19 protein-coding genes are annotated in these 23,273 nt (G+C 73.3%); 11 read left to right on the top strand and 8 right to left on the bottom strand.

The window, feature by feature from the left end; genetic code table 11:
• Window positions 1–86: 86 nt before the first annotated feature.
• Complete coding sequence (locus ACWDVW_RS24250; protein WP_449952881.1) at window positions 87–2,909, bottom strand: M36 family metallopeptidase; 2,823 nt, start codon at window positions 2,907–2,909, stop codon at window positions 87–89.
• A gap of 299 nt (window positions 2,910–3,208) precedes the next feature.
• Between ACWDVW_RS24250 and ACWDVW_RS24245 the strand changes: the two genes are divergently transcribed.
• The 6 genes from ACWDVW_RS24245 (at window position 3,209) to ACWDVW_RS24220 (ending at window position 10,083) form a co-directional block, all read left to right on the top strand.
• Window positions 3,209–3,739 carry a PadR family transcriptional regulator gene (locus ACWDVW_RS24245; RefSeq protein WP_396750032.1) on the top strand — a complete coding sequence of 177 codons (531 nt, stop codon included), beginning with the start codon at window positions 3,209–3,211 and terminating at the stop codon, window positions 3,737–3,739.
• A complete protein-coding gene (locus ACWDVW_RS24240; protein WP_449952878.1) occupies window positions 3,736–4,428 on the top strand; it encodes an ABC transporter ATP-binding protein in 693 nt (230 codons plus the stop codon). The genes ACWDVW_RS24245 and ACWDVW_RS24240 overlap by 4 nt, the downstream gene beginning before the upstream one ends.
• Window positions 4,425–6,716 (top strand): FtsX-like permease family protein, encoded by a 2,292-nt coding sequence (locus ACWDVW_RS24235; RefSeq protein ID WP_449952875.1) that lies wholly within the window; start codon window positions 4,425–4,427, stop codon window positions 6,714–6,716. Before ACWDVW_RS24240 ends, ACWDVW_RS24235 begins: the two co-directional genes overlap by 4 nt.
• 92 nt (window positions 6,717–6,808) lie before the next feature.
• Window positions 6,809–8,362 (top strand): MFS transporter, encoded by a 1,554-nt coding sequence (locus ACWDVW_RS24230; RefSeq protein WP_449952872.1) that lies wholly within the window; start codon window positions 6,809–6,811, stop codon window positions 8,360–8,362.
• A gap of 89 nt (window positions 8,363–8,451) precedes the next feature.
• Window positions 8,452–9,129 carry a hypothetical protein gene (locus ACWDVW_RS24225; RefSeq protein WP_449952869.1) on the top strand — a complete coding sequence of 226 codons (678 nt, stop codon included), beginning with the start codon at window positions 8,452–8,454 and terminating at the stop codon, window positions 9,127–9,129.
• 75 nt (window positions 9,130–9,204) lie between these two features.
• A complete protein-coding gene (locus tag ACWDVW_RS24220) occupies window positions 9,205–10,083 on the top strand; it encodes a metallophosphoesterase family protein (protein ID WP_449952866.1) in 879 nt (292 codons plus the stop codon).
• Between the two features lie 3 nt (window positions 10,084–10,086).
• Here the strand turns inward: ACWDVW_RS24220 and ACWDVW_RS24215 are convergent, their stop codons facing one another.
• Both ACWDVW_RS24215 and ACWDVW_RS24210 read right to left on the bottom strand, forming a co-directional pair.
• Window positions 10,087–10,503 carry a cold-shock protein gene (locus tag ACWDVW_RS24215; protein WP_449952863.1) on the bottom strand — a complete coding sequence of 139 codons (417 nt, stop codon included), beginning with the start codon at window positions 10,501–10,503 and terminating at the stop codon, window positions 10,087–10,089.
• A gap of 169 nt (window positions 10,504–10,672) precedes the next feature.
• Window positions 10,673–12,706: an NAD(+) synthase gene (locus tag ACWDVW_RS24210; protein ID WP_449952860.1), complete on the bottom strand. Its 2,034-nt coding sequence runs from the start codon at window positions 12,704–12,706 to the stop codon at window positions 10,673–10,675.
• Between the two features lie 233 nt (window positions 12,707–12,939).
• Here ACWDVW_RS24210 and ACWDVW_RS24205 point away from each other — a divergent pair, with 233 nt between their 5' ends.
• Together ACWDVW_RS24205 and ACWDVW_RS24200 are read left to right on the top strand one after the other, a co-directional pair.
• A complete protein-coding gene (locus ACWDVW_RS24205; protein ID WP_449952857.1) occupies window positions 12,940–13,536 on the top strand; it encodes a LemA family protein in 597 nt (198 codons plus the stop codon).
• Window positions 13,536–15,041, top strand: a complete 1,506-nt coding sequence (locus tag ACWDVW_RS24200; RefSeq protein ID WP_449952854.1) for a DUF2207 family protein — start codon at window positions 13,536–13,538, stop codon at window positions 15,039–15,041. Before ACWDVW_RS24205 ends, ACWDVW_RS24200 begins: the two co-directional genes overlap by 1 nt.
• Here ACWDVW_RS24200 and ACWDVW_RS24195 read toward each other — a convergent pair.
• The 4 genes from ACWDVW_RS24195 to rpsD form a co-directional block, all read right to left on the bottom strand.
• Window positions 14,982–16,007, bottom strand: coding sequence for a hypothetical protein (locus ACWDVW_RS24195; RefSeq protein WP_449952852.1), 1,026 nt, complete (start codon window positions 16,005–16,007; stop codon window positions 14,982–14,984). The genes ACWDVW_RS24200 and ACWDVW_RS24195 overlap by 60 nt on opposite strands.
• Window positions 16,004–17,365 carry a hypothetical protein gene (locus tag ACWDVW_RS24190; RefSeq protein ID WP_449952849.1) on the bottom strand — a complete coding sequence of 454 codons (1,362 nt, stop codon included), beginning with the start codon at window positions 17,363–17,365 and terminating at the stop codon, window positions 16,004–16,006. The genes ACWDVW_RS24195 and ACWDVW_RS24190 overlap by 4 nt, the downstream gene beginning before the upstream one ends.
• Window positions 17,362–17,667 carry a DUF6403 family protein gene (locus tag ACWDVW_RS24185; RefSeq protein ID WP_396750056.1) on the bottom strand — a complete coding sequence of 102 codons (306 nt, stop codon included), beginning with the start codon at window positions 17,665–17,667 and terminating at the stop codon, window positions 17,362–17,364. Before ACWDVW_RS24185 ends, ACWDVW_RS24190 begins: the two co-directional genes overlap by 4 nt.
• A 130-nt stretch (window positions 17,668–17,797) precedes the next feature.
• Window positions 17,798–18,406, bottom strand: coding sequence for a 30S ribosomal protein S4 (gene rpsD, locus ACWDVW_RS24180; protein ID WP_449952845.1), 609 nt, complete (start codon window positions 18,404–18,406; stop codon window positions 17,798–17,800).
• Window positions 18,407–18,438: 32 nt separating this feature from the next.
• On the opposite strand from rpsD, the gene ACWDVW_RS24175 reads away from it, so the two are divergent.
• From ACWDVW_RS24175 to ACWDVW_RS24165, 3 genes are all read left to right on the top strand, one after another.
• Window positions 18,439–19,167: a DUF2470 domain-containing protein gene (locus ACWDVW_RS24175; protein WP_449952842.1), complete on the top strand. Its 729-nt coding sequence runs from the start codon at window positions 18,439–18,441 to the stop codon at window positions 19,165–19,167.
• Window positions 19,168–19,203: 36 nt separating this feature from the next.
• Entirely contained in the window at window positions 19,204–19,932 is a 729-nt protein-coding gene (locus ACWDVW_RS24170) for a DUF2470 domain-containing protein (protein ID WP_449952840.1), read from the top strand.
• 118 nt (window positions 19,933–20,050) lie between these two features.
• Complete coding sequence (locus ACWDVW_RS24165) at window positions 20,051–22,069, top strand: copper resistance CopC family protein (RefSeq protein ID WP_449952837.1); 2,019 nt, start codon at window positions 20,051–20,053, stop codon at window positions 22,067–22,069.
• Window positions 22,070–22,088: 19 nt separating this feature from the next.
• On the opposite strand, the gene ACWDVW_RS24160 is transcribed toward ACWDVW_RS24165, so the two are convergent.
• A complete protein-coding gene (locus ACWDVW_RS24160; RefSeq protein ID WP_449952834.1) occupies window positions 22,089–23,273 on the bottom strand; it encodes an MFS transporter in 1,185 nt (394 codons plus the stop codon).

The following is a 23,273-nucleotide window of genomic DNA, read 5'->3' as shown; positions in this document are numbered from 1 at the left end:
CCCCGTCACCACCCGGGTACACCTGCGGGCCTGGACGGGGGGAGGGCCCCGTGGTGCGGAACCCTCCCCCGGTGGTGGCTACCGGATCAGCCGGTGAACCGGAAGTACGTGCGGTACTGGTATCCGTTGTCGAGGGTCAGCACGAACTCACGGCAGGTGCCGGCCCAGGCGGGGTCGGTCTTCCAGACGTAGTTGTACTGCCCCCTGGCGTTGGCCGACATGCGGGAGTTGCCGGGGTTGACGGCCGCCACCGGGGCCGGTCGCGGCGTGATCGAACCGTCCGGGTTGACCGTCCGCAGGGTGTCGCAGTCGACCAGGCGGGAGTACGGCGAGTTGCTGGCCAGGATGTCCAGCCCCCGGTTGCTCGCGAGCTGGAACTTCATCGGTGCAGCGTCCCCGGCGGGCAGCGTGTTCAGCCCGGGCGCCGCGGTGCGGCCGACGAAGTCGCCCCGGCAGGACGGGTGCGTGTCGAACGCCTCGGTGTTGTCGTCCCGGTTGGTGGTGCCCTGCACCGCGCTGTAGCCGAGACCCCGGCGGGCGAACGAGGACCAGAGGGTGCAGGCGTTGTCGCCGCCGGTCAGCGCCGCGTCGGCGGCGATGATGGCGTTGCGGCCGACCACGAAGCCCGGCCCGCAGCCCTGCATCTTCAACCCGTCCATCACGAGCTGCATGGCGAGGTTGTTGCCGCCGGTGTTCCAGTCGCCGTACACGTTCGGGTTGAGGCCGTGCCGGTCGATGAGATCCCAGGTGACGTCCCAGAGGACGGCGGCCCAGCCGTGCCCGATACCGTGCGGCGCGGCCAGCGAGGTGCCGTTCAGCCAGCCGCCGGTCTTGATGCTGTCGTAGGTGAACGGCTGCGTCTCCATGTTGCGCGAGTACGGCCGGGGGCGCAGTCCGTTGCCGGTGCGGTCCTCCTGGTACAGCACGTACGGCACCAGGCCCCGCGAGCCGTCGGCGGTGTCGAGGGCCGGGTCGAGCAGCGTGGTGATCGCGAAGAAGTCGCTCCAGCCCTCGCCCATCTGCTCGTTGCCGGTCAGGCAGTTGATTCCCGGGCCGCCGGTCAGCCGCAGCGAGATGCCGTGCCCGTACTCGTGGATGATGATGCCGGCGTCGAGGTCGCCGTCGCGCATACCCGGGTGGCTGGGGTGCTTGCGGACCGACCCGGTGACGGTGCCCTCGGCGATCGCGGCCTTGATGGTGGTGCCGTCGGCCTGGGTGACCGCCACCGCGGGGATGGTGACCGGCGCGGTCGTCATGGCGCCGGTGAGCACCGGGGCGGCTCCGGCCGCGTTGTGCGCGACCACCACCGCGTCGGCGCCGAGCGACTCGGCGATCTGGGTGCGCAGCAGGTAGGTGCAGGCGGTGGTGCCGCCGTCGACCACCGCGACCCAGCCGCCGTCGGGCAGCGTGGCCGGGTACGACGAGGCGGCGCAGCCGGTGCCGCCGTGCACGAACGGGCGGGCGGACAGCCCGGCGCCGGTCGGTGCCGGGCTGTAGCGCGACCAGGTGGCGTCGAACGACCCGACCCCGTCGACGACGACCTGGTTCTGGGCGCCGAACTGGTTGCCCGGCCACAGGTACATCTGCATCCGGGGTACGCCGACGCCGTCCACCGCCGGGGTGGAGAAGTTGGCGTTGTTCGAGCCGCCGCCGTCGGCCGCCTCGGCGCGGACGTAGTCGCCGCCGACACCGCCGCGACCGTAGTTGTTCGCCTGGAAGTTCCCGGACGCCTCGTCGAAGCCGTAGCGGTACGACACGTCGTGGATGATGTTGTTCCAGTAGAACAGGTTGGCGGTGGCCGCGTCCCGGTAGCTCTGCGGGTTCTCGTTCAGGTCGAGCGGGAAGTTGAAGGTCAGGTTCGGACCGCCGTCCGGGCTGCTGCCGAAGTCCGGCGCGTTGTTGTTGTCCTGGTCCTGGTACGCGTGGACGTTGTTGCCCTGGGTGGTGGTGAACTCGGGGCCGGGAACGCCGTCGGTGTCGTGCCAGCCGTGCGGCGAGGCCAGCGCGTCCGCCGGGTTGGTCACCACGCTGCGGGGGCCGTCGTTCGGGCTCTCCGTCGGGTAGCCGTAGACGTGGTAGCTCGACCCGTCCTGCACGGGGTCGGGCGTGCCGAGTGGTGCGGAGCGCCGAGCCGGCATCGTCCGGCCGGAGACCGGGTGCAGGGTCTCGGCGAGGTCGTCCGTGTGCTCGTGGGTGGTCCAGTCGTCGGCGCCGAGCAGGTCGCCGCTCTCCGCGTCGACGGTGGCGTTCCAGAGGTGGGCGTCGGTGGCGTCGTCGATGACGAGCTGCCAGGCGAGACGGAGCCCGCTGTCGGTGGGTTGCCAGCCGAGCTTGGCCGGGATGGGCTCGGCGGAGACGCCGCTGCCGCTGACGACGGTGCGTTGAGCCGGGCCGCCGGTGCGGCTCATGACGCGGGTGTTCGTGGGCGTGGGCAGGTCGAGGGCGTCGGCTGCGGCCTCGACGGCGTCCACGGCGTCCAGGTCGGGGGCGGTGGCGTCGCCGGTCAGGTCGGCCACGAGGGTGTCGCCGACGAAGATGACGCTGCCGTCGCGGGCGACGTTGACCGTCGCGGTGGCCCCGAAGATCTCCAACTTCTCGTGGCGTTGGGCGAGGTTGACGTGGGTGACACCGGTGTGTCGGCTGGTGTAGCTGGACAGCACGGCCAGGTCGCCGAGATCGGCGGCGGTCACGCCGTGCCGGGCCGGGTTGGCGCGTAGGTAGGCGGCGGCGATGTCCTCCGGGGCGCCCTGGTTCGGGCCGGTCAGGAAGATCTCGTTGGACTTGAGGGGTTCCTCCGGCGCCGCCGAGGCGGGTTTCGCGGCGACGGAGGTCAACGAGGCGACGAGGGCGGTGGACAACAGCAACGCGCCGCTGCGGCGAGCGCGTGACGAGCGGGGGTTTCGGGGCACTTCTGCTCCTTCGGGGGTGGAAAGGACAGCACGGAGCGCCGATCCACTACCGACGTGGCGGTCCGTCACGGGGCGTGACGCTCGCGATCTGGTGACGGTGCGTGTCCGTCTCCGTGCGAGGTGGATCACGTCGACGCTACGGCCCAGCTCACGACCGGTCATCCGACGGGTGTTCAAAGATTTCGATATATGACTCCTACGTCTGTCGGGTCCGCGCGCCGACCTCGGCGACGATGTCGGCGGTCCCGCAGCCTCGGACGTAGACACTGCGTGTATAGCCCGTGTGTATAGTGGCGTTCATGTCTGTCGGTTACGCCCTACTGGGTCTGCTGGAGCAGGGCCCGCGCCACGGTTACGACCTGAAGCGCTCCTACGACGACCAGTTCGGTCGCGGTCGGTCGCTGCACTACGGGCAGGTCTACGCCACGCTCGCGCGCCTGCTCAAGAACGGTCTCGTCGAGGTACAGTCCGAGCCCGGCGAGGGCCCGGACCGCAAGCGGTACGCGATCACCGATGCCGGCGTCACCGACGTCGAGCAGTGGCTGGCCCGACCGGAGCAGCCCGAGGTCTATCTCCAGAGCAAGCTCTACACCAAGGTCGTGCTGGCGCTGCTCACTGACCGTGACGCGGCCGACCTGCTCGACGTGCAGCGCGCCGCCCACCTGGCGCAGATGCGGGAGCTGACCCAGCGCAAGCTCGCCGGTGACCTGGCCGACCAGCTCGTCTGTGACCACGCCCTGTTCCACCTGGAAGCCGACCTGCGCTGGCTGGAGCTGACCGCCGCCCGGCTGGACCAGCTCCGCGCGCAGGTGCGAGAGGAGACGCGATGAACCCCGTAACGGACACCCCGCTGCTGGAGGCGGAGGACCTGGTCAAGACGTACGGCGCCACCCCGGCGCTGGACGGCGCGTCGCTGCGGGTGCACGCCGGTGAGGTGCTCGCCCTGATGGGCCCCTCCGGCTCCGGCAAGTCCACCCTGCTGCACTGCCTGGCCGGGATCGTCGCGCCGGACTCCGGCCGGGTCAGCTACGCCGGGCAGGACCTGGTCGCCCTCTCCGACCAGCGTCGCAGCGCGCTGCGCCGGACCGAGTTCGGGTTCGTGTTCCAGTTCGGGCAGCTCGTCCCGGAGCTGACCTGCCTGGAGAACGTCGCGCTGCCGTTGCGGCTGTCCGGCGTACGGCGGCGGGAGGCGGCGCGTCGGGCGAGCGACGCACTGGCCCGGCTGGAGGTCGACGACGTGGCGGGCAAGCGCCCCGGCGAGGTCTCCGGCGGCCAGGGCCAACGGGTGGCGGTGGCCCGCGCGCTGATCACCGGCCCTCGGGTGATCTTCGCCGACGAGCCGACCGGCGCGCTCGACTCGCTCAACGGCGAGCGGGTGATGCGGCTCTTCGTCGAGGCGGCCCGGCAGACCGGCGCCGCGGTCGTGCTCGTCACGCACGAGGCGCGGGTGGCCGCGTACTCCGACCGGGAGGTCGTGGTGCGCGACGGCAAGGTCCGTACCCCGGCGCACGTCCGATGAGCGCCGGGACGCGGCGCGGCGCGGCGGGCTGGCTCGACGACCTGGCGCTGGGTGTACGGCTCAGCGTGGCGGGCGGCCGGTCCGGCTGGGCCCGACTGGCCCTGATCTCGGTCGGTGTGGGCCTCGGCGTGGTGATGCTGCTGACCGCCGCCGCCCTGCCCACGCTGGCCGCCGCGCGCGGCGACCGGGAGGCGGCACGCCTGCCGGGCCCGGTGGTGTCCGCACCCGGGCCGGACACCCTGCTGACCGTGGACGTGGAGTCCCGTTACCGGGGCACCGACGTCAACGGCTGGCTGGTGCGGCCCGAGGGGGAGCGGACGCCGTTGCCCCCCGGTGTCGACCGCCGGTTGGCCCCGGGCGAGATGGTCGTCTCGCCGGCCCTGGCCGAGCTACTCGACTCGCCCGAGGGTGCGTTGCTGCGGGAGCGGTGGGGCGGCCGGGTGGTCGGCACCATCGGCCCCGACGGGCTGGCCGGCCCCGATGAACGACTCTTCTATCTCCACTCGGAGCAGGTGGACGAGGAGAGCCTCGGCGCCCGGCGGATCGACGCGTACGGCGGCGACGGCCCGCAGGAGGCCGGGGGAGTGTCGCCGGTGCTGCTGGTGCTGGGCGTGCTGGGCCTGGTGGTCCTGCTGCTGCCGGTGATGATCTTCGTGACCACGGCGGTGCGGTTCGGCAGTGAGGCCCGCGACCGCCAGCTCGCCGCGATCCGGCTGGTCGGCGCGGACAGCGCGATGACCCGGCGGGTGGCGGCGGGGGAGAGCCTGGTCGGCGCGGTGCTCGGGTTGGCCCTCGGGGCGCTCGCATTCCTCGGCATCCGTGGGGTGGCCGGCGACCTGCTGCCACCCGGGTTCAGCTTCTTCGCCGCCGACATGCGTCCGGTACCCGTGCTGGCGCTGCTGGTCGTGGTGCTGGTGCCGACCACCGCGGTCCTGGTCACCCTCTCCGCGCTGCGGCGGGTGGTGATCGAGCCGCTCGGCGTGGTCCGGCGCGGCGGCGAGCGTCATCGTCGGTTCTGGTGGCGGCCACTGCCGTCACTGGTCGGACTCCTTCTGCTCTACCCGCTGCTCGGCGGTCTCACCGAACAGGCCGGCGGCCTGCTGGTGGAGCTGCAACTCGCCGCCGGGGCGACGCTGCTCCTGGTCGGGGTGGTGCTGCTCCTGCCGTGGCTGGTGCAGGCGACGGTACGGCGGCTGGGGGGCGGCGGCGTCGCGTGGCAGCTCGCGGTACGCCGGTTGCAACTGGACAGCGACACCGCCTTCCGGGCCGTCTCCGGCATCGCGGTGTCGGTGGCCGGCGTGATCGCCGTGCAGGGAGTGCTCGGCGCGGCGCAGACGTACAGCGCGAGCGACCTGAGCCCCGACGACGACTTCCAGGCCGTCGTCTTCGTCTACGAGCCGGGCACGCCCGACGGTCCCGCCCGGACCTGGGCCGAGGCGCTGGCCGACACGGTCGGGGTCCGGGCCACCAGCGGGCTGGCGGACCTGGGCACCGCCCCGGACGCGGCGCAGGTCCACCGGGTCTACATCGCCGACTGCGCGGCCCTGCGCCAGTACGCCGAGCTGCCCTCCTGTGCCGACGGTGACAGCTTCGCCGGCCCGGGTGGCGCGTCGACGGAGGCGGGCACCACGCTCACCTTCGACGACGACGGCACGCCGGTCCGCTGGACCGTGCCGGCCGAGGTCCCCACGGTGCGGCAGTACTCCACGCTGGTCGTGGCGGACTTCCTGCTCACCCCGGGAGCGTTGGAGGTGCCGCCGGTCAATCCGAGCAGCGTGCTCGTCGCGTACGACCCGGCCGACCGGGACACGGTGGAGCGGTTGCGTAACACCGTCGCGCAGGTGGACCCGACGGCGGTCGTGCAGACGTTCGAGGAACGCCGCACCTCCTCGGTGCTGGCCGGTTACCAACAGGCACTGCAGATCGGCGCGGTCGTCCTGCTGCTGGTCATCGGCGCGAGCATGCTGGTCAACATCCTCGAACAGTTGCGCGAGCGGCGGCGGCCGTTGGCGGTGCTCAGCGCGTTCGGCGCCCGCCGCCGCAGCCTCTCCGGATCCGTGCTCTATCAGGTGGCGATCCCGGTGACGCTGGGCATGCTGCTGGCGGTCGTGACCGGAAGCGCGGTGGCGGCCCTGCTCCAGTCGGTCGCCGGGATCTCCGTCGGCGTCAACTGGACGGCGATCGCCGGAGTGTCCGGCACCGCTGCGGTGCTGGTGCTCGTGGTCACCGCCGCCAGCCTGCCACTGCTGTGGCGGTTGACCCGGGCCGAGGGGCTACGCAGCGAATAGTCGTCAGCGACCCGGCGGATTCGCGGCGTGGCTCGGGGCACGCCGCGAATCCGCTTGACCTGAAGTTCGGTTGAGGTCGGAAGCTCGACTCCATGACGACCCCGATGGATGCGGCGCCGCCGCGCCATGTGGCGGGACGGCGGGAGTGGTACGGGCTCGTGGTGCTCGCCCTACCGGCCCTGCTCGCCTCGCTGGAACTGACCGTGACGCACCTGGCGTTACCGACGATCGGCCGGGACCTCTCGGCCGACAGCACCGAACTGCTGTGGATCGTCGACGTCTACGCCTTCCTGCTCGCCGGCTCCCTCATCACCATGGGCGTGTGGGGCGACCGCATCGGGCGACGCCGCATGCTGCTGCTCGGCGCCGCCGGCTACGGCGTCGCCTCGGTGGCCGCGGCGTACGCCCCCACCGTGGAACTGCTGATCGTCGCCCGGGCGGTGATGGGGGTCGCCGGCTCGACGCTGATGCCGGCCATCCTCTCCCTGGTGACGGTGATGTTCGTCGACGCACGACAGCGGGCGGTGGCGATCGGGGTGGTGATCGCCAGCGTCTCCGGCGGTACGGCGGTCGGACCGCTGGTCGGCGGGTGGCTGCTGGAGCGGTACTGGTGGGGCTCGGTGTTCCTGCTCGGCGTACCGGTGATGCTGGTGCTGCTGGTGGTGGGGCCGGCGCTGCTGCCCGAGCGGCGCGCCGCCACCGGCCGGTTGGACCTGGTCAGCGCGCTGCTGTCGCTCGGTGCGGTGCTGCCGGTGGTGTACGGGCTCAAGCGGATCGCCGCCGACGGCGTGCACGCGACGTCGCTGCTGGCGGTCGTGGCGGGCCTGGCCGCCGCCGTGCTGTTCGTCCGGCGGCAGCGCGGCCGAACCGACCCGTTCCTGGACCTCGGGCTCTTCGCCGACCGCCGACTCACCGTCGCCGCCGCCACCCTGGCGCTGGGCATCTTCGTCCTGTGGGGATCCAACCTCGCCATCGCGCAGTACCTGCAACTGGTGCAGGGCCTGTCCCCACTGGCGGCGGGCATGTGGACCGCGCCCTCGGCCGTCGGCGTGATCGTCGGGTCCACGCTGGCCCCACGGATCGCCCGCCGGGTCGACCCGGCGACGGTCACCGCGACCGGTCTGGCGCTCGCCGCGGTCGGCTACGGCCTGCTCACCCAGGTCGAGGTCGGCGGACTGGCGATCCTGGTGACCGGGGCGGTCGTCGTCTCCGCCGGACTGGGGCCGATGATGGCGCTCGCCACCGACATGGTCGTCGGAGCCGCACCACCGCAGCGGGCCGGCGCGGCGGCGGCGATCTCCGCCACGGCGCCGCAACTCGGCGGCGCCTTCGGCATCGCGCTGCTCGGCAGCCTGATCACCGCGGTCTACCGGCACGACACGGCCACGACGGTTCCCGTCGAGGCCGGCGCGGAGGCGACGGCCGCCGCGCGGGACAACCTCACCGCCGCCCTGGTGGCCGCCGACCGCCTGCCCGTCGAGGTCGGCGAGCGGCTCCTCGCCGCCGCCCGGGAGGCGTTCGTGCACGGGTTCCGGCTGGCGGCCGTGGTCAGCGCCGTGCTGATGGCGGGTACGGCCCTGCTGGTCGCCGTCACACTACGGCGGCGTACCGAACGCCGTCGGCAGGCTTTCGTGCCCGCCGAGTGAAAGTCGACGCCACAGTGCACAGAAGTATCGACGACTTGTGATATACGAGCTACGCTCCGAGCGAATCGTCGTCGATCCGAGGGGTGGCCATGTCCCGTCGTACCGGAAGGCCCTCCTACCTGGCGACCCCGCGGGCCTCGGCAGCGCGGACCTCCGGCTGGTCGATCCTCGGTGCCGTCACGGCCGTGCTAGTGGTGGCCCTGGTGGGCGGGCTGGTCGGGTACACCCTGGGACGGCCGGACGACACCGACTCGCGGATCGCCGAGATGCAGGCGGCGGAGGTCGAACGGGACGCGCGCCAGATCGTCGAACTGACCGACCTGGCGCGGCGGACCGGCCAACAGATGGCCCCGATCCTGGTCGCCGTGCGGGAGAACGGAGAGTCCGGCCGGGCTCCCGAAGCGGCGCAGCTCGACCAGTGGCGGCAGACCATGCGCCAACTCACCGAGCAGTACGCCGACCCGCCCTCGGGCACCACCGCCACCAACGTCGCCCGGGGCGGCCTGCGCAGCGCGGTGGCCCAGGCCACCGTCGCGGTCGACTCGGTGGCCCTGGCGGCGTCCGCCCCCGACGCCCTGCGGCCCGAGCACCTGGCGCTGGCCGCCCGGCAGGCCACGCTCGCCGCCACCACCTGGTCGGTGGCCGCGACCCAACTCGACCAGATCAACATCGACGCCGGCAACGGCCACCAGCACGTGCACCTCGACGCCGGTGAGGCCGACGGCGCCCTCACGCCCGACGGCGCCGCGGAGGGCACCGGCGGCTGACGGGCTGTGCGCCCGCCCCCGCGACGACTACCGTTGCGGGCGGCGACGGGCCGCAGACCGGGGGTGGACGAGGACATGGGTGCCGGCACGCTTCTCGCGGTCAGCGACCTGCACGTGGGCTACGCCGAGAACCGGCAGATCGCGGCGGAGCTGCGACCGGGCTCCGACCAGGACTGGCTGCTCGTGGCCGGGGACGTCGGCGACGCGTACGCCGATGTGGAGTGGACGCTGCGGACACTCACCGAGCGCTTCCACACCGTGCTCTGGGCACCGGGCAACCACGAGCTGTGGACCCCCCGGCACGACCCGGTGGACCTGCGCGGCGAGCAGCGGTACCACCACCTCGTCGAGCTGTGCCGCACGCTCGGCGTGCACACCCCGGAGGACGAGTACCCCCTCTGGCGGGGCGCCGGCGGGCCGGTGGTCGTCGCCCCGCTCTTCGTCGGCTACGACTACTCGTTCCGGGCACCCGGCACCACCACCAAGGAGGAGTCGCTGGCACGGGCGTACGCCACCGGGATCGTCTGCACCGACGAGTTCATGCTGCACCCGGATCCGCACCCGAGCCGCGAGGCGTGGTGCTGGGACCGGGTGGCGTACACCCGACGGCGGCTGGACGCCTGCGACCCGAGTCTGCCGACCGTCCTGGTCAACCACTATCCGCTGGTCCGCGAGCCGACCGACGTGCTGCGCCACCCGGAGTTCGCCCAGTGGTGCGGGACGGAGCTGACCGCCGACTGGCACGTCCGCTACCGGGCGGCGGCGGTGGTCTATGGCCACCTGCACATCCCCCGGACGACCTGGCACGACGAGGTGCCGTTCCAGGAGGTGTCGCTGGGCTACCCGCGCGAGTGGCAGCCACGGGGCGGCCGACCCGAGTTGCCGCGCACGGTGGTGTTCGGCGGCGCGCCCACGACCCCTACGCCGGAGGTCGGCAGCGGGCCTGCCGGCTGACCCTCAGCCCTCGGTCCACCCGTGCCGGGTGGCGATCCGGATCACCTGGTCCCGCAGCCGGACGATCTGACCCGCGGTGAGATCCGGAGCGGCCTGGATGAACGCCTCCGTCACCTCGGCGCGCAGCGCCGCGGCGGAGAGCACGTCACAGGTGGCGTCCTCGTCGTACTCCTCGGTGCCGGCGGTCGCGACCGGGGCGGCGACCGGACGACGCTCCGACGCGACGACCCGGACGTCGTAGCCCTTGAGGCCCCGCTCGCCCTCCTTGATCTGGAACTCCACCCGGGTGCCCGGTGTGATGGCCTGCTTGCCCTCCATCAGGTCGTTGGCGTGGACGAAGACGTCCTCGCCGCCCTCCTCCGGGGCGATGAAGCCGTACCCCTTCACCTCGTCGAACCGCACCACGCGCCCTACCGCCACAGCACTTTCCCTCCGCTGAACCGCCACCCGCCGTCGTACCCCGCGCCCCGCCCCCGTGCCGGCCCGCCGCCGCTCACCGGCGGCGGTGGAGCGGAAGCCCTCGGTGAGTGCAGCCTACGTCCGGTGGCCGGTCCGAACCATCGTCCGGGCCGGGGTCCACACCGTCCACTCAGTGCGCGTCCCAGCGGGCGAGATCGCGCAGCCACACCTGCGCCGAACTGTCCGACGGCGCCCGCCAGTCGCCGCGCGGGGACAGCGAACCACCCGCGACGACCTTCGGGCCGTTCGGCATCGCCGAGCGCTTGAACTGGGCGAAGCCGAAGAACCGGCGACAGAAGACCTCCAGCCAGCGGCGGATCTCCGGCAGGTCGTAGCCGACCCGCTTGTGCTCGGGGAAGTTGGGCGGCCAACTCCCCGCCGCCGGGTCGTGCCACGCGTGCCAGGCCAGGAAGGCGATCTTCGACGGCCGGAAGCCGTAGCGCAGCACGTGAAAGAGGGTGAAGTCCTGCAACGCGTACGGGCCGATGGTGCTCTCGGTGGACTGGAGCTCCGCGCCCGGCACCAGCTCCGGGCTGATCTCGGTGTCCAGCACCGCGCGCAGCGTCTCGGCCACCTCCTCGTCGAACTGGCCGCTGCCGATCACCCACCGGATCAGGTGCTGGATGAGGGTCTTCGGCAGGCCCGCGTTGACGTTGTAGTGGCTCATCTGGTCGCCGACGCCGTACGTGCACCAACCCAGCGCCAACTCGGACAGGTCACCGGTGCCGAGCACGATGCCGCCGCGCTGGTTGGCCAGCCGGAACAGATAGTCGGTGCGCAGCCCGGCCTGTACGTTCTCGAACGTCACGTCGTAGACCGGCTCGCCGGCACCGAACGGATGGCCGAGTTCCTGGAGCATCAGCCGCGCGGTGGCGGTGATGTCCAGCTCGGCCGCGGTGATCCCGAGCGAGCGCATCAGCTTGTGCGCGTTGTCCCGGGTGTGCGCGCTGGTCGCGAAGCCCGGCATGGTGAACCCGAGGATGTCGCTGCGCGGGCGGCCCGCCCGGTCCATCGCCCGCGCCGCGACGATCAACGCGTGGGTCGAGTCCAGGCCGCCGGAGACCCCGATGACGACCTTCGGGTCGCCGGTCGCCGCCAGCCGCTGGTGCAGGCCGGCGACCTGGATGTGGTACGCCTCGTAGCAGTCCTGCGCCAGGCGCGCGGCGTCGGACGGCACGAACGGGTACCGCTCGACCCGACGCCGCAGCCCGAGGTCCCGGGTCGGCGGGTCCAACCGGAACCGCACCTCGCGGAAGCCGCCGGTGCGTTCCGCGTGTGCCCGCCGGTTGTCGTCGAAGGTGCCCATCCGGAGCCGTTCCTGCCGCAACAGGTCCAGGTCGACGTCGGCCACCGCATGCCGCTCGTCGGCCGGGAACCGGTCGGTCTCGGCGAGCAGGACGCCGTTCTCGTAGATCATCGTCTGGCCGTCCCAGGACAGGTCCGTGGTGGACTCGCCCAGACCCGCCGCCGCGTAGACGTACGCGGCCAGGCAGCGGGCCGACGCCGACCGGCACAGCAGTCGACGGTCCTCGGCCCGCCCCACGGTGATCGGGCTGCCGGAGAGGTTGAGCAGCACGGTCGCGCCCGCCAACGCCGCCTCGGCGCTGGGCGGCACCGGCACCCACAGGTCCTCGCAGACCTCGGCGTAGAGCACCAGGCCGGGCACGTCCTCGGCGGTGAACAGCAGGTCCACCCCGAACGGCACCTCGGCACCGCCGAGCCGGATCGTCCCGCCGCGCTCGTCGACCCCCGCGCCGATCTGCCGGGCCTCGTAGAACTCCCGGTAGTTCGGGACGTACGACTTCGGCGCCACGCCCAGCACCCGCCCCCGGTGGACCAGCACCGCGCAGTTGTAGACCCGGCCCCGGTGCCGCAGCGGGGCACCGACGACGAGCACCGGCAGCAGCTCCGCCGACTCCGCCACCAGGTGCGCCAGCGCCGTCTCCACCTCGTCCAGCACCGCGTCCTGGAGCAGGAGATCCTCGATCGAGTAGCCGCACAGGCCCAGTTCCGGGAAGACCGCCACGGCCACCCCCTCGGCGGCGCACCGGCGGGCCTGCCGCAGGACGGCCTCGGCGTTGGCGGTGGGCTCGGCGATACGGGTACGCCCGGTGCAGGCGGCGACCCGGACGAACCCGTGCTGGTAGACGGAGCGGAAGTTCACCGCACCATCATCGCCGAACCCGTGCCGGCCCCGGCCGGGACCCGACGCTGCCGGACATCGCCGCGCCCGCTGTGACGCAGTCGACGCGTCTGCGCCGGTCACCAACCGTTCGCCTGATTGCACCCGCCGGGTCCGATCCTCATGATCGGATCGGCCGGGCCGCCGACACCGGGGTCCGTCGCGTTCGCGTCGGTCACCGCAGATCGCGGCGCACAGGTGCGGAGGGTCGGGGAATGGGCAACGGCGTCGTGGCGAGTCTCGTCGGCGGGCTGCTCTGCCTGCTGACGGCCGCCGTGCTCGGGTGGGCGACGATCGCCTACAACCGTCTGGTCCGCCGCCGCAACCAGGTGCAGGCCTCCTGGGCCCAGATCGACGTGCAGCTCAGCCGCCGGCACGACCTGATCCCCAACCTGGTCGAGACCGTCAGGGGGTACGCGTCGCACGAGCGCGACGCGTTGACGGCGGTGTCCGCCGCCCGCAGCGGTGCGCTGGCCGCCGCCACCACGCCCGGCCCCACCGGTCGGGCCGGTGCCGAGACCGAGCTGACCGAGGCGGTCGGTCGACTGCTCGCGCTCGCCGAGGCGTACCCGGACCTGCGCGCCGACCAGAACTTCGCGGCGTTGCAGGCCGAACTCGCCCGCACCGAGGACCGGATCGCCTACGCCCGGCAGTTCTACAACAGCGCGGTGCAGACGTACAACACCACCGTGCAGTCCGTGCCCACCAACCTGATCGCCGGTGCGGCCGGCTTCCGCACGCGGGACTACTTCGAGGCCGGGACGGGCGAGCGTGGCGCCGTCGGAGTCCGCTTCCCGGGCGGCGACACCTGATGGACCCCCGTCTCCTGCTCGACCTGGCGGTGGGCCTGGGCGCCCTCGCCGGCTGGCTCCTGCTCTACGGTGTCGTCCGGTGGGTCACCCGGCCCGCCACCGTGTCGCCCGCACCTGCCACCCCGGATCTCGGCGCCGAGCCGCCCGCCGTGGTCAACCTGCTGGTCAACCGCTGGTCGCTGACGGAGGACGCCGCCGAGGCGACCCTGCTCGACCTCGCCGCCCGAGGCTTCGTCGAGGTACGCCAACCCGGTGCCGACCCCATGCAGAGCACGCTGCACCTGCCGGCGTCCTCGCCCGACGAGACCGGGCTGCGTCCGTACGAGCGTCTGGTGCTGGACCGGGTACGCGGACTCGCGGTGGACGGCGTCCTGCCGCTGACCGCGCTGACCTTCCGCGACGAGACCCGGGCCCGGGCGTGGAACAGGCGACTGCGCGGGCAGGTGATCGCCGACGCCCGTGCCGCCGGCCTGTCCCGGCGGCGCTTCGGTCCACGCGTGACCGGTCTGCTGGTCGGCGCGGCGCTGGCCGCCGCCGTGGTGGTCGGCCTGGCCGCGCTGCACCACGCGAGCTGGCATCCGACGTCGGGCAACCACGCGTTCATCGCCGGGATCGCCGTGTTCGTCCTGCTCTCCACGCTGGCCGGGGCGTCACCGGGCGAACGTGACACGGCGCTCGGTCGCCAGGTGGCGGCGCGGTGGCTCGGTGTCCGGGACTGGCTGCGCGGGCACGAGGAGTTCGACGAACTGCCGCCGGCCGCGGTGGCGATCTGGGACCGCTACCTGGGCTACGGTGCCGCCGTCGGGGCCACCCGCCTGGCCAGCGCGGTGCTCGACCTCGGCCTGGGCGACCGCACCTCGGTCTGGTCGTCGTACGGCGGCAGGTGGCACCGGATCCGCGTCCGCTACCCCCGGCTGCTGCCACGCTACGGCCGGTCGGTGCCGCGTCTGCTGGCCAGCGGCGTGATCGGCATCGCCGTCGGCGCCTTCCTGCTCGACGCCTTCGGCCCCACCTTCGACCTCACCCTGTCCACGGCGAACCAGGCCGCACGGATCTTCGACCTGGTGCGCAACGGCGTCACCGTGGTGGTCGTCCTGGTGCTGCTGGCCGGCGTCCACACCGTGGTCCGCACCCTGGTGGACCTCGCCACCGAACGCACCGTCACCGGCGAGGTGCTCTGGATCGAGGTGTGGCGCAGCGCCGCCCAGGGCGAGAACCGCCCGCCCCGACCCTGGCTGCACTACCTGGCCGTGGACGACGGCACCGCCGACCGCACCACCGCGTGGGGGCTGCCCAGCGAGTGGGCGACCCGCTGCCACGACGGCGACGTGGTGACCCTGCGGGTACGGCCCTGGTCCCGGCGGGTGGTCGCGCTGTCCGTGGTCGGGCACGGTCGCTCCCGGCACACCACGGGCACGACCGTGCCCGACCCCGTCGCCCCGCCGTCAGCCGGTGGTGGAACCGGGCCGGTCGCGCCGACGCCCCCGCCGACCGCCACGCCGTGACGCCGACCGCCGGGCCGTGGAGGACCGGTCGTCGGATTCCGCACCGTTCCCGGTCCGGGCCGCCGCCTCCCGCGCGAGCATGGTCGCCCGCGTGGCGAGCTCGTCCACCCGTTCGCGCAACCGCCGCACGGTGACGTCGCCCGCACCGGCGTCGGACAGCTCGCCGAGCAGCCGGGTGTAGTCGCTGACCAGCCGCGCGTATCCCCGGCCGGTGCTGCGGGCGGAGAGCTGGCCGTACCGCTGGTCGAGGTCGACGATCTGCTGCGCCAGCCCGGCCGCCGCGGCACTGAGCGCGCTGCGCTCGTCGGCCTGCTCGTCGCGTCGGCGTCGCCGCTGGGACGCCAGCCGCCCGGCCCGCCGCCCGGCGATCCAGAGCGACGCGGCACCGGCGACCACACCGCCGACCGCCGCGCCGGCCAGCAGGTACCGGGGCAGCGACGGGCTGATCGTGCGTGCCCCGTCGGGGACCGTGCCGGCCCGTACCAGCAGGTCGTAGTTGACCACGACGACCTTGAGCGCCTCCACCGGCTGGTCCACGAACGAGTCCACGCCCCGACTGATGACCGTCTCCGCGACCATCGCCCGGCCGAAGTCCTTGCTGTCGCGCTGGCGGATGCGCGAGCAGCCGTAGGTGTCCCACTCGTCGCCGTCGCGGCTCATCGCCAGCACCAGCGTGCCCTTCGCGGCCTGCCGGGTCTGGTCGCAGGCGTCCCGCAGGTCGTCCCCGGGCGCCATCACCAGCACCACCAGCCGACGGTTGCCGATGACCCGTTCGGCGGCGGGCCGGTCCAGGTCCACCCCGGGCGCGACGTACGTCGACGAGGCGCGGACCTCGCGGGCGATCGGGCCGTCCAGGATCCCGCCCGACCACAGCGCCCACCCGGCCAGCACCAGGCAGGCCAGCACCGCCCAGCCGAAGGTGCTGCCGACCAGGGCGACGAGGCCGCGTCGCAGCGTGCCGGTCACGACAGCCTCCCCTGGAGATAGAGGTCGGGGCGGTAACCGGGGATGCCGGTCAGGCGGGCGGTGTCCTTTAACTCCGCCGTCGCGTCGTCGAGCAACCTGCGGACGTGCCGGTCCGGCAGTCCCTCGTCGAGCGCCTTCCGGGCCGCTTCGAGCCTGCCGATGCCCCGGGTCAACGCGGGGTTGCTGCGCGCGTCGGTGAGCAGCGACGCCTCGACCGCGAGCGCGGTGAGCCCGGCCAGCCGGGCCCGCACACCACCGCGTTGCGGGTCACCGGGGCGGGTGCCGGAGCGGCGCAGCGACCGGATCGACAGCACCAGGAAGCCCGCCACGCAGGCCGCGAAGATCCAGGGCAGGGCGGGCAGCGCCACCCGTAGCGGATCCAGCGGGCGGTAGGGCAGTGGGCGGTCGAACAGGCCCGCGTACCGGATGTCGGTCACCCGGCCCAGGTAGACGCCGAGCACGTTCTGCTGCGGGTAGTCGTAGCGGCTGAGCCGGTCGCCGAAATGGGCGTAGAAGCTGGTCGCGGTCAGCTCGGCGAAGTCCGCCGCGCCCGGACCGTGGTACTCGATCCAACTGCCGTACATCACCACCAGCGGCTGGTCCGGGAAGAGCCGGTGCAGCGCCGGACCGTACGCCGGGAGCGGTTCACCGTACGGCTGGGCGGGCAGGGCGACGTACCAGGCGCCGTCGGGGAAGGCGGTGGGCGCGTCCCGCGGCACCTGGCGCAGCGTGGCGCCCTCGGCGATGTGCAGCCCGTCGGCGCGCAGGTCGGCGGTGACCGTGTCGAGTTCCGCCGTACTCGGGTCGCGCCAGCGCACCGTGTCCTCATCGGCGGGGCGCGGCACCTTGCGCAGCGCGGTGATCAGCGTGACCAACTGGCCGGTGACGTCACCGGTGGCGAACTGGGCCCGCCAACCGGGCAGGGTGTCCGGGGTGGCCTGGAGCATGCCGCCGCTGACCTGGGTGCCGATCACCCGGATCGTGGCGCTCTCGACGTCCCGTACCCGTTTGCGTTCCTCCTCGTCCAGGCCGGGCGGTGCGACCAGGATGCGGGTGTCCTCGTCGCCGATCGCCTCCCGCACCCGCTGCTCGTCCCACCGGGCGACGGCGCCCGGCAGGCGGACCACCGGGTCGGCGTCGACCAGGGCGGTCATCTCCTCGGTGGATGGCACGGTCGCGTCGCTCAGCTCACCGGCGGAGCCCTCCTCGACCTGCCTCGACACCGCCGGGGACTGGCCGTAGCTGACGTCGATGCTCTGCTGCTGGGCGAGCAGGAAGACCGCCAGCACGACCACCGCGACGGCGAGCAGCCCCCAGCGCAGCGGTTCGGTGCGTCGGATGCTCCGGGGCGCGGTCACCGCTGCGCCTGCCACAGCTCGTCGGCGCGGCGGGCGAGGTCGGCCGCGGCGCGGGCGGCCGTGACGCCGCCGTGGTCGGCGGCGAGCAGCTCGGCCTGGGTCAGCAGGCCGTCCGCCTCGGGTACGCGGGCGCTCGTCGCGTCGCGGCTGACCGTGGCGCTGTCGATCGCGGCCCGCGCGGTCGACCAGGCCACCAGGCGGTCCTGCCGGCGCGTACGCAGGCGTGGCAGCAGGGTGGTGAGGACTCCGGCACCCAGCAGCAGCACGCCGCCGGAGAGCCAGGTGAGCAGGGATGGTGACATGTGCTCCCGCCATCCGAGGGGGGTCGGTACGGCTACCTGTCTAGCGCACCGGTGCCAGCTCGTCGCAGGCCACCCCTGGTGCCGGGTGGTCCGGCCGGGCCCGCGAGGGGTGCCGGCCGGACCGCTGCGGTCAGCGGGAGTAGTACTCGACCACCAGTTGCTCGTCGCAGAGCACCGGCACCTCGGCCCGCTGCGGCAACCGGATCAGCCGTGCGGTCAGCCCGGCCAGGTCGACGTCGAGATAGGGGGCGGTCCGCTCGGGGGCGTGCGCGCCGGCGGCGGCCACCACGAACGGCGTCTTGGCGCGGCTGCCCTCGCGGACCGCGATCACGTCGCCGGGACGCAGCCGGGCCGAGGGGCGGTCCACCCGCCGTCCGTTGACGTTGACGTGGCCGTGGGTGACGGCCTGACGGGCCTGGTAGATGGTGCGGGCCAGACCGGCGCGCAGGACCAGGGCGTCCAGTCGCGTCTCCAGGTCGACGACCAGTTCCTCGCCGGTCTTGCCCGGACGGCCCACGGCGCGTTCGAAGGCCAGTCGGAGCTGCTTCTCCCGCAGGTCGTACTGCGCCTTGAGGCGCTGCTTCTCGAGCAGCCGGACCTTGTAGTCGCTCTCCTTGGTCCGCGCCCGACCGTGCACGCCGGGTGGGTAGGGCCGGCGCTCGAAGTACCGCACGCACTTGGGGGTGAGTGGGATGCCGAGGCGGCGGGAGCGCTTGATCTTCGGGCGGGACTGGTTCATCATCACCTCTCTAGTAAGGTAAGGCTAACCTAATGGGAGGTGGGGCATTGAGCAAGACACCCCTGGCGGCGACCAGCGCCACACCGGCCGAGCGACTGCGTACGCTGCTCGCCGCTGCGGACTCGCTGCGCCTGCGGACCACCCGCCACCGCGCGGACCTGATCGGACGACACACCCTCGACGCCGAAGGGCTGCTCCGGGTGGCGCTACCCGCCCACGCCGAACTGGCCCGACACCTGCTCGACACGGGCGAGGTGCCGGCCCTGGTCGAGATCACCGACCTCGCGCCGCTCCCGGCCCGTCACCGGGTCCGGGCCCGGGCCACGCTCACCGGCTGGCTCACCCTGGACGACCTCGACGGCGGTGACGTGACCGCCTTCCTCACGCTCGCCACCGCCGACCTCGTCGACGCCGACGGCGACGCCACCGTGGACCCGGACGACCTGGCCGCCGCCGATCCCGACCCGCTCGCCCCGTACGAGGCCGAGCTGCTGCGCCACCTGTACGCCGCGCACCCCGAGGCGCTCGGTGGGCTGATCCGCCTGGTGCCGGCCGACCGGCGGGACGGTGCCGGCCGGGTCCACCCGCTGCGGCTGGACCGGCACGGGATCGTGCTGCGCCTGGAGGTGCCCGAGGGCCACCGCGACGTCCGACTCGCCTTCGCCGCGCCGCTCACCGGCCCGGACGACGTCGGCGCGGGGCTGGCCGGCCTGCTCGGCGTCGCGCCCGGCTGCCCCACCTGCGTCCACTCACACCCGTGACCGCACCCCGGCCGCCCGCCCGAACGGAGCCCGCCCATGCAACCGAGTAGCGCCGAGATCGCCCGTACGCTGGCCAGCAGCGCGACGCTCGCCACCGTGGTGGCGTACCGCGGACCGACCGTGACCGACGTGCGGCACGGTGCCGCCGCCGACGGCCGCATCCTGCTGCTGTGCCACCGGGACGAGCCGCTCGCCGGCATCACCGGCTCGGTGCTCGTGCACATCGCGGACGTACCGCCGTTGCCGTTCTCGCCGACCTGGGGCCGGTTGCGGGTCGGCGGCCGGGCCGTCCCGCTGGCCGGGGCCGCCGCCCGCGCCGCCGCCGACGCGGTGGCGGCCACTCTGCCCGATCCGGACCTGCTCGACGTCGGTACGGACACGGTCATCGTGGAGGTGGTGCCCAAGCGCGTCACGCTCACCGGCCGCGACCGGGACCTGCCGGTACGCCTCACCGACTACCGCGCCGCCGCGCCCGACCCGATCTCCGCGATGGAGCGACCGCTCCTGGTCGACCTGGTGGACCACCACGGCACGCAGTTCTATCCCTTCCTGCGGCGGCAGCTGGTCGCCGCCGGTGTCGACCTGCCCGCCGACTGCCTGCCGTGCCCGCTGCGGCTGGACCGGTACGGCCTGCTGGTGTCGATACCCACCCCCAGCGGCGGGACCGCCTGCTACCGGCTCTGCTTCACTCCGCCCCTGACCGGGCATCAGGACCTGGTGAAACGGTGGCACGCGGTGCTGTTCCACCCGTGCGACCGACACTGACCCGTGCCGTTTCGTCGCCGACACCAACAGGTTGAGTCGGGGAGGGCATAACTTTTGCTATCTGAATAAAAAGATGACGGGCTATTGATGGAAGCCCCGCCGTCGCAACGATGACCTGATGCGTCGACTCCCAGCGGCTCCCCGACGCGTGGTCTCGGGCCTCCTCGCGCTCGTCCTCGCCTCGGCCGCCGTCCTCCTCGCGTCCACTCCACCGGCCGCCGCCCACGGCACCCTGGCGACCTCCACACCGGCGGACGGCGCCACCGTCGACACCGCACTGACCACGGTGGAGCTGTACTTCACCGAGCAGGTCCGGGACGACGCGTACTTCACCGTCACCGCGCCGGGCGGCGCCCGGGTCGACAACGGCTGGACGCACGGGACGCCCAAGCCACTGGACCGCCCGGTCCGGGAGTACTTCCTGGTCGACGGCGTCTTCGAGCCACGCGAGTACGCCACCGGCTTTCCCGCGGTGCTGACCCTCGCACACCTGCCCGCGACCGGCCGCTACTCGGTCAGCTACCTCTCGGTGGCCTCCGACGGCGAGACCGTACGCGGCACCATGAGCTTCCGCTACACCGGACCGGTCACCGACGCACCGGCCGGATGGCAGCCGCCCACGAACCAGCCCGCCCCGGCGCTGCTCGCCGCCGCCCAACAGCACGAGACGTCCGGTTCCGGCGCGACACCCGCCGCCTCACCCGAGGCGGCCCCCGCACCGGCGATGACCGAGCCCTCCTCCTCCGACGGCGGGGGCGGTGCCGGATGGCTCGCCTGGCTCACCGGCGCGGTGGCGCTCGGGGCGGCGCTCGCGGCCCTGCTCGTCCTGCGCCGCCGCCCCACCACCGGCGTCCCCGTCGGCCGATCGCGCCCCACCCGCCCCCGGGGTGACACCCGTCGGACCGGCACCGGACGTCGACCCGACGCCAGGGCCGTCCCAGCGACCACCGCGAAGAAACTGGCGTCGGGGCGGAAGTCCGGCAGCGGCGGAGCCAAGACGTCCACGGTGACCGCCTCCACAGCGGAAGCCGGCCGGACCTCGACGGTGGTGGCGAAGTCCTCGGCGCGCGCAAGCGCGACGTCGGCGGCCGATGGGAGGCCCTCGGCGGGCGTCCCGGTCGGTGCGCTCGCCACCACCGAGCGGGAAACGCCGGTCGTCGGCCCACCGGACGACGTGGACCCGGTCCGCACCGGCCCGGGGAACCGACGCGGCGACACCCGGCTGGTGCTGCTGGTCGGTGGGCTGGTGGTGGCCCTGCTGGCCGGGTTCGGACTGGGTCGCCTCGACACCGGCGAGCCACGGACCACCAGCACCGGCGGCCAGCAGGCGGCCACCGCCGGGTCACCGGTCGCCGGAGCGATGGCGGGCGACGGGCACCAGCACCCACCGGGCACCGGACCGCACACCCACCCGGGCGACGGCACCGGCCAGGCGACCGGCACCCAGGTCAGCGTGGGCGGCTACACCCTGCAACCGGTGCTGCGTACGCAGCAGGCCGGCAAGGCTCTCGACTACCGGTTCCGGATCGTCGGCCCCGACGGGCAGCCCGCCACCCGGTTCGCGGTGGTGCACGAGAAGCCGCTGCACCTGATCGTGGTCGGCAACGACCTCGGCGGCTACCAGCACCTGCACCCGACGATGGCGTCGGACGGCACCTGGAGCGTCCCGCTGACCGTGGCGAAGGCCGGCGACTACCGCGTCTACGCCGACTTCTCCGTCACCACCACCGACGGTCGACAACTGCCGTTGGTGCTCGGCGTCGACCACCACGTGCCCGGGGCGTACACCCCGGCCGGGCTGCCGCCGCCGCAGCGGGAGACGACCACCGGGCCGTACGCGGTCGCGCTGGAGGGCACGCCCACAGTGGGCGTGACCACGCCGCTGGCACTGCGGGTCAACCGCACCGGTGGCACCGAGCCGGCCCGACTCGAACGCTACCTCGGCGCGTACGGGCACCTGGTGCTGATCCGGGAGGGAGATCTCGGTCTCGTGCACGTCCACCCCGAGCCGGAACTGGTCGACGGCGCGGTGACGTTCTGGCTGACCCCGCCCAGCCCCGGCCGGTACCGAGCGTTCTTCGACTTCCAGGTCGACGGCGAGGTGCACACGGCGGCGTACACCGTCACCGTGGCATGACGGTGCCGGCCGAAGGACCCTACGAGGTGGCGTCACGTCTGCGGAGCAGGACCGGTGTTGCCGCAAGGGTGGCGGCGATCGCGCCGAGGCCGGCGACGAGGAGGCTGGTCGCACCCCCGAGGAACGCCACGGCCGGTCCGCCGAGGGCGGTGCCGGAGAGGTTGGCGCCGTTGAGGAGCGCCGAGGCGCAGGCGAAGGCGCGGCCGCGTACGTCGGCAGGTACCTCGGCGTGGATGAGGTTCCGGACGGCGAGGTTCTGCAGGGCGTTGGCGACACCGGTGAACACGAATCCGACGACGGCCACGGCGAGGACGGGGAGCACGGCGACGACGGTCAGCGCCACACCCATGAGGAGTCCGGCTCCCGCGAGCACGCGCGGCTGGGCGGCCACCGGCACGCGGGGCGCGAGGAGGACCGACGCGGCCACCATGCCGACGGCGTGGGCGGTGAGCAGCAGCCCGTAGCCGAGGTCGGTGGTAGCGACGTCCTCGCGGGCGAAGAACACCCGGGCGGTGCTCATGGTGGCGGTGAAGACCACAGCGGCGGCCAGCGCGGAGATGGCCGTGGCCAGCAGACGGTTGCGGCCCAGCACGGTGACGCCCTCGCGTACCTGCTGCGACCAGCGTGGGCGGGCGGCCGACACCGGCTCGCGACGTACCGCGACGACGGTGACGACCACCGCCATCAGCACGAACGTCACCGCGTCGACCAGCAGCGCGACCCGGCTGCCGAACGCGACCACGAGTATCCCGGCCAGGGCCGGTCCCAGGACGTTCCCGACCGACCGGAAGGCTTCGAGGCGTCCGTAGCCGTGCGCGACCCGTTCCTCGCCGACGACTGCGGGCACCAGGAGCAACAGCGCCGGCGAGGCGACGGCGAGACCGGCCCCCAACGCGGCCACGAGCAGCAGCGTGACGCCGACGTGATCGGTGAGCGCGACGACGACCACCACGGCGGCCTGCACCAGGGCGACCGCCGTGACCAGACGGCGGCTCTCCACCCGGTCGATCAACGGCGCGGCCAACGGCCCGATCACCACGATCGGCAGCACTCCCGCCACCACGAGGGCGGAGATCAGGACCGCTGAGGCGCCCTGCTCGTAGAACCGCAACGTCAAGGCCACCAGCGCGACCTGGTCGCCCATCGAGGAGATCGCATAGGCCACGGCGACGGCGGTCAACGCGGATCCGCCGCGAATCGACAT

This window comes from Micromonospora sp. NPDC003241, from assembly GCF_053589795.1.
This window is presented reverse-complemented; position numbering and strand designations above follow the sequence as displayed.

Excerpts from the sequence above, each read along its gene's own strand:
- ACWDVW_RS24160 (WP_449952834.1), bottom strand. The coding sequence starts at position 23,273 with ATGTCGATTCGCGGCGGATCCGCGTTGACCGCCGTCGCCGTGGCCTAT.
- ACWDVW_RS24235 (WP_449952875.1), top strand. The coding sequence starts at position 4,425 with ATGAGCGCCGGGACGCGGCGCGGCGCGGCGGGCTGGCTCGACGACCTG.
- ACWDVW_RS24185 (WP_396750056.1), bottom strand. The coding sequence starts at position 17,667 with ATGTCACCATCCCTGCTCACCTGGCTCTCCGGCGGCGTGCTGCTGCTG.
- ACWDVW_RS24170 (WP_449952840.1), top strand. The coding sequence starts at position 19,204 with ATGCAACCGAGTAGCGCCGAGATCGCCCGTACGCTGGCCAGCAGCGCG.
- ACWDVW_RS24220 (WP_449952866.1), top strand. The coding sequence starts at position 9,205 with ATGGGTGCCGGCACGCTTCTCGCGGTCAGCGACCTGCACGTGGGCTAC.
- ACWDVW_RS24175 (WP_449952842.1), top strand. The coding sequence starts at position 18,439 with ATGGGAGGTGGGGCATTGAGCAAGACACCCCTGGCGGCGACCAGCGCC.
- ACWDVW_RS24245 (WP_396750032.1), top strand. The coding sequence starts at position 3,209 with ATGTCTGTCGGTTACGCCCTACTGGGTCTGCTGGAGCAGGGCCCGCGC.
- ACWDVW_RS24230 (WP_449952872.1), top strand. The coding sequence starts at position 6,809 with ATGACGACCCCGATGGATGCGGCGCCGCCGCGCCATGTGGCGGGACGG.
- rpsD (WP_449952845.1), bottom strand. The coding sequence starts at position 18,406 with ATGAACCAGTCCCGCCCGAAGATCAAGCGCTCCCGCCGCCTCGGCATC.
- ACWDVW_RS24205 (WP_449952857.1), top strand. The coding sequence starts at position 12,940 with ATGGGCAACGGCGTCGTGGCGAGTCTCGTCGGCGGGCTGCTCTGCCTG.
- ACWDVW_RS24165 (WP_449952837.1), top strand. The coding sequence starts at position 20,051 with ATGCGTCGACTCCCAGCGGCTCCCCGACGCGTGGTCTCGGGCCTCCTC.
- ACWDVW_RS24200 (WP_449952854.1), top strand. The coding sequence starts at position 13,536 with ATGGACCCCCGTCTCCTGCTCGACCTGGCGGTGGGCCTGGGCGCCCTC.
- ACWDVW_RS24225 (WP_449952869.1), top strand. The coding sequence starts at position 8,452 with ATGTCCCGTCGTACCGGAAGGCCCTCCTACCTGGCGACCCCGCGGGCC.
- ACWDVW_RS24240 (WP_449952878.1), top strand. The coding sequence starts at position 3,736 with ATGAACCCCGTAACGGACACCCCGCTGCTGGAGGCGGAGGACCTGGTC.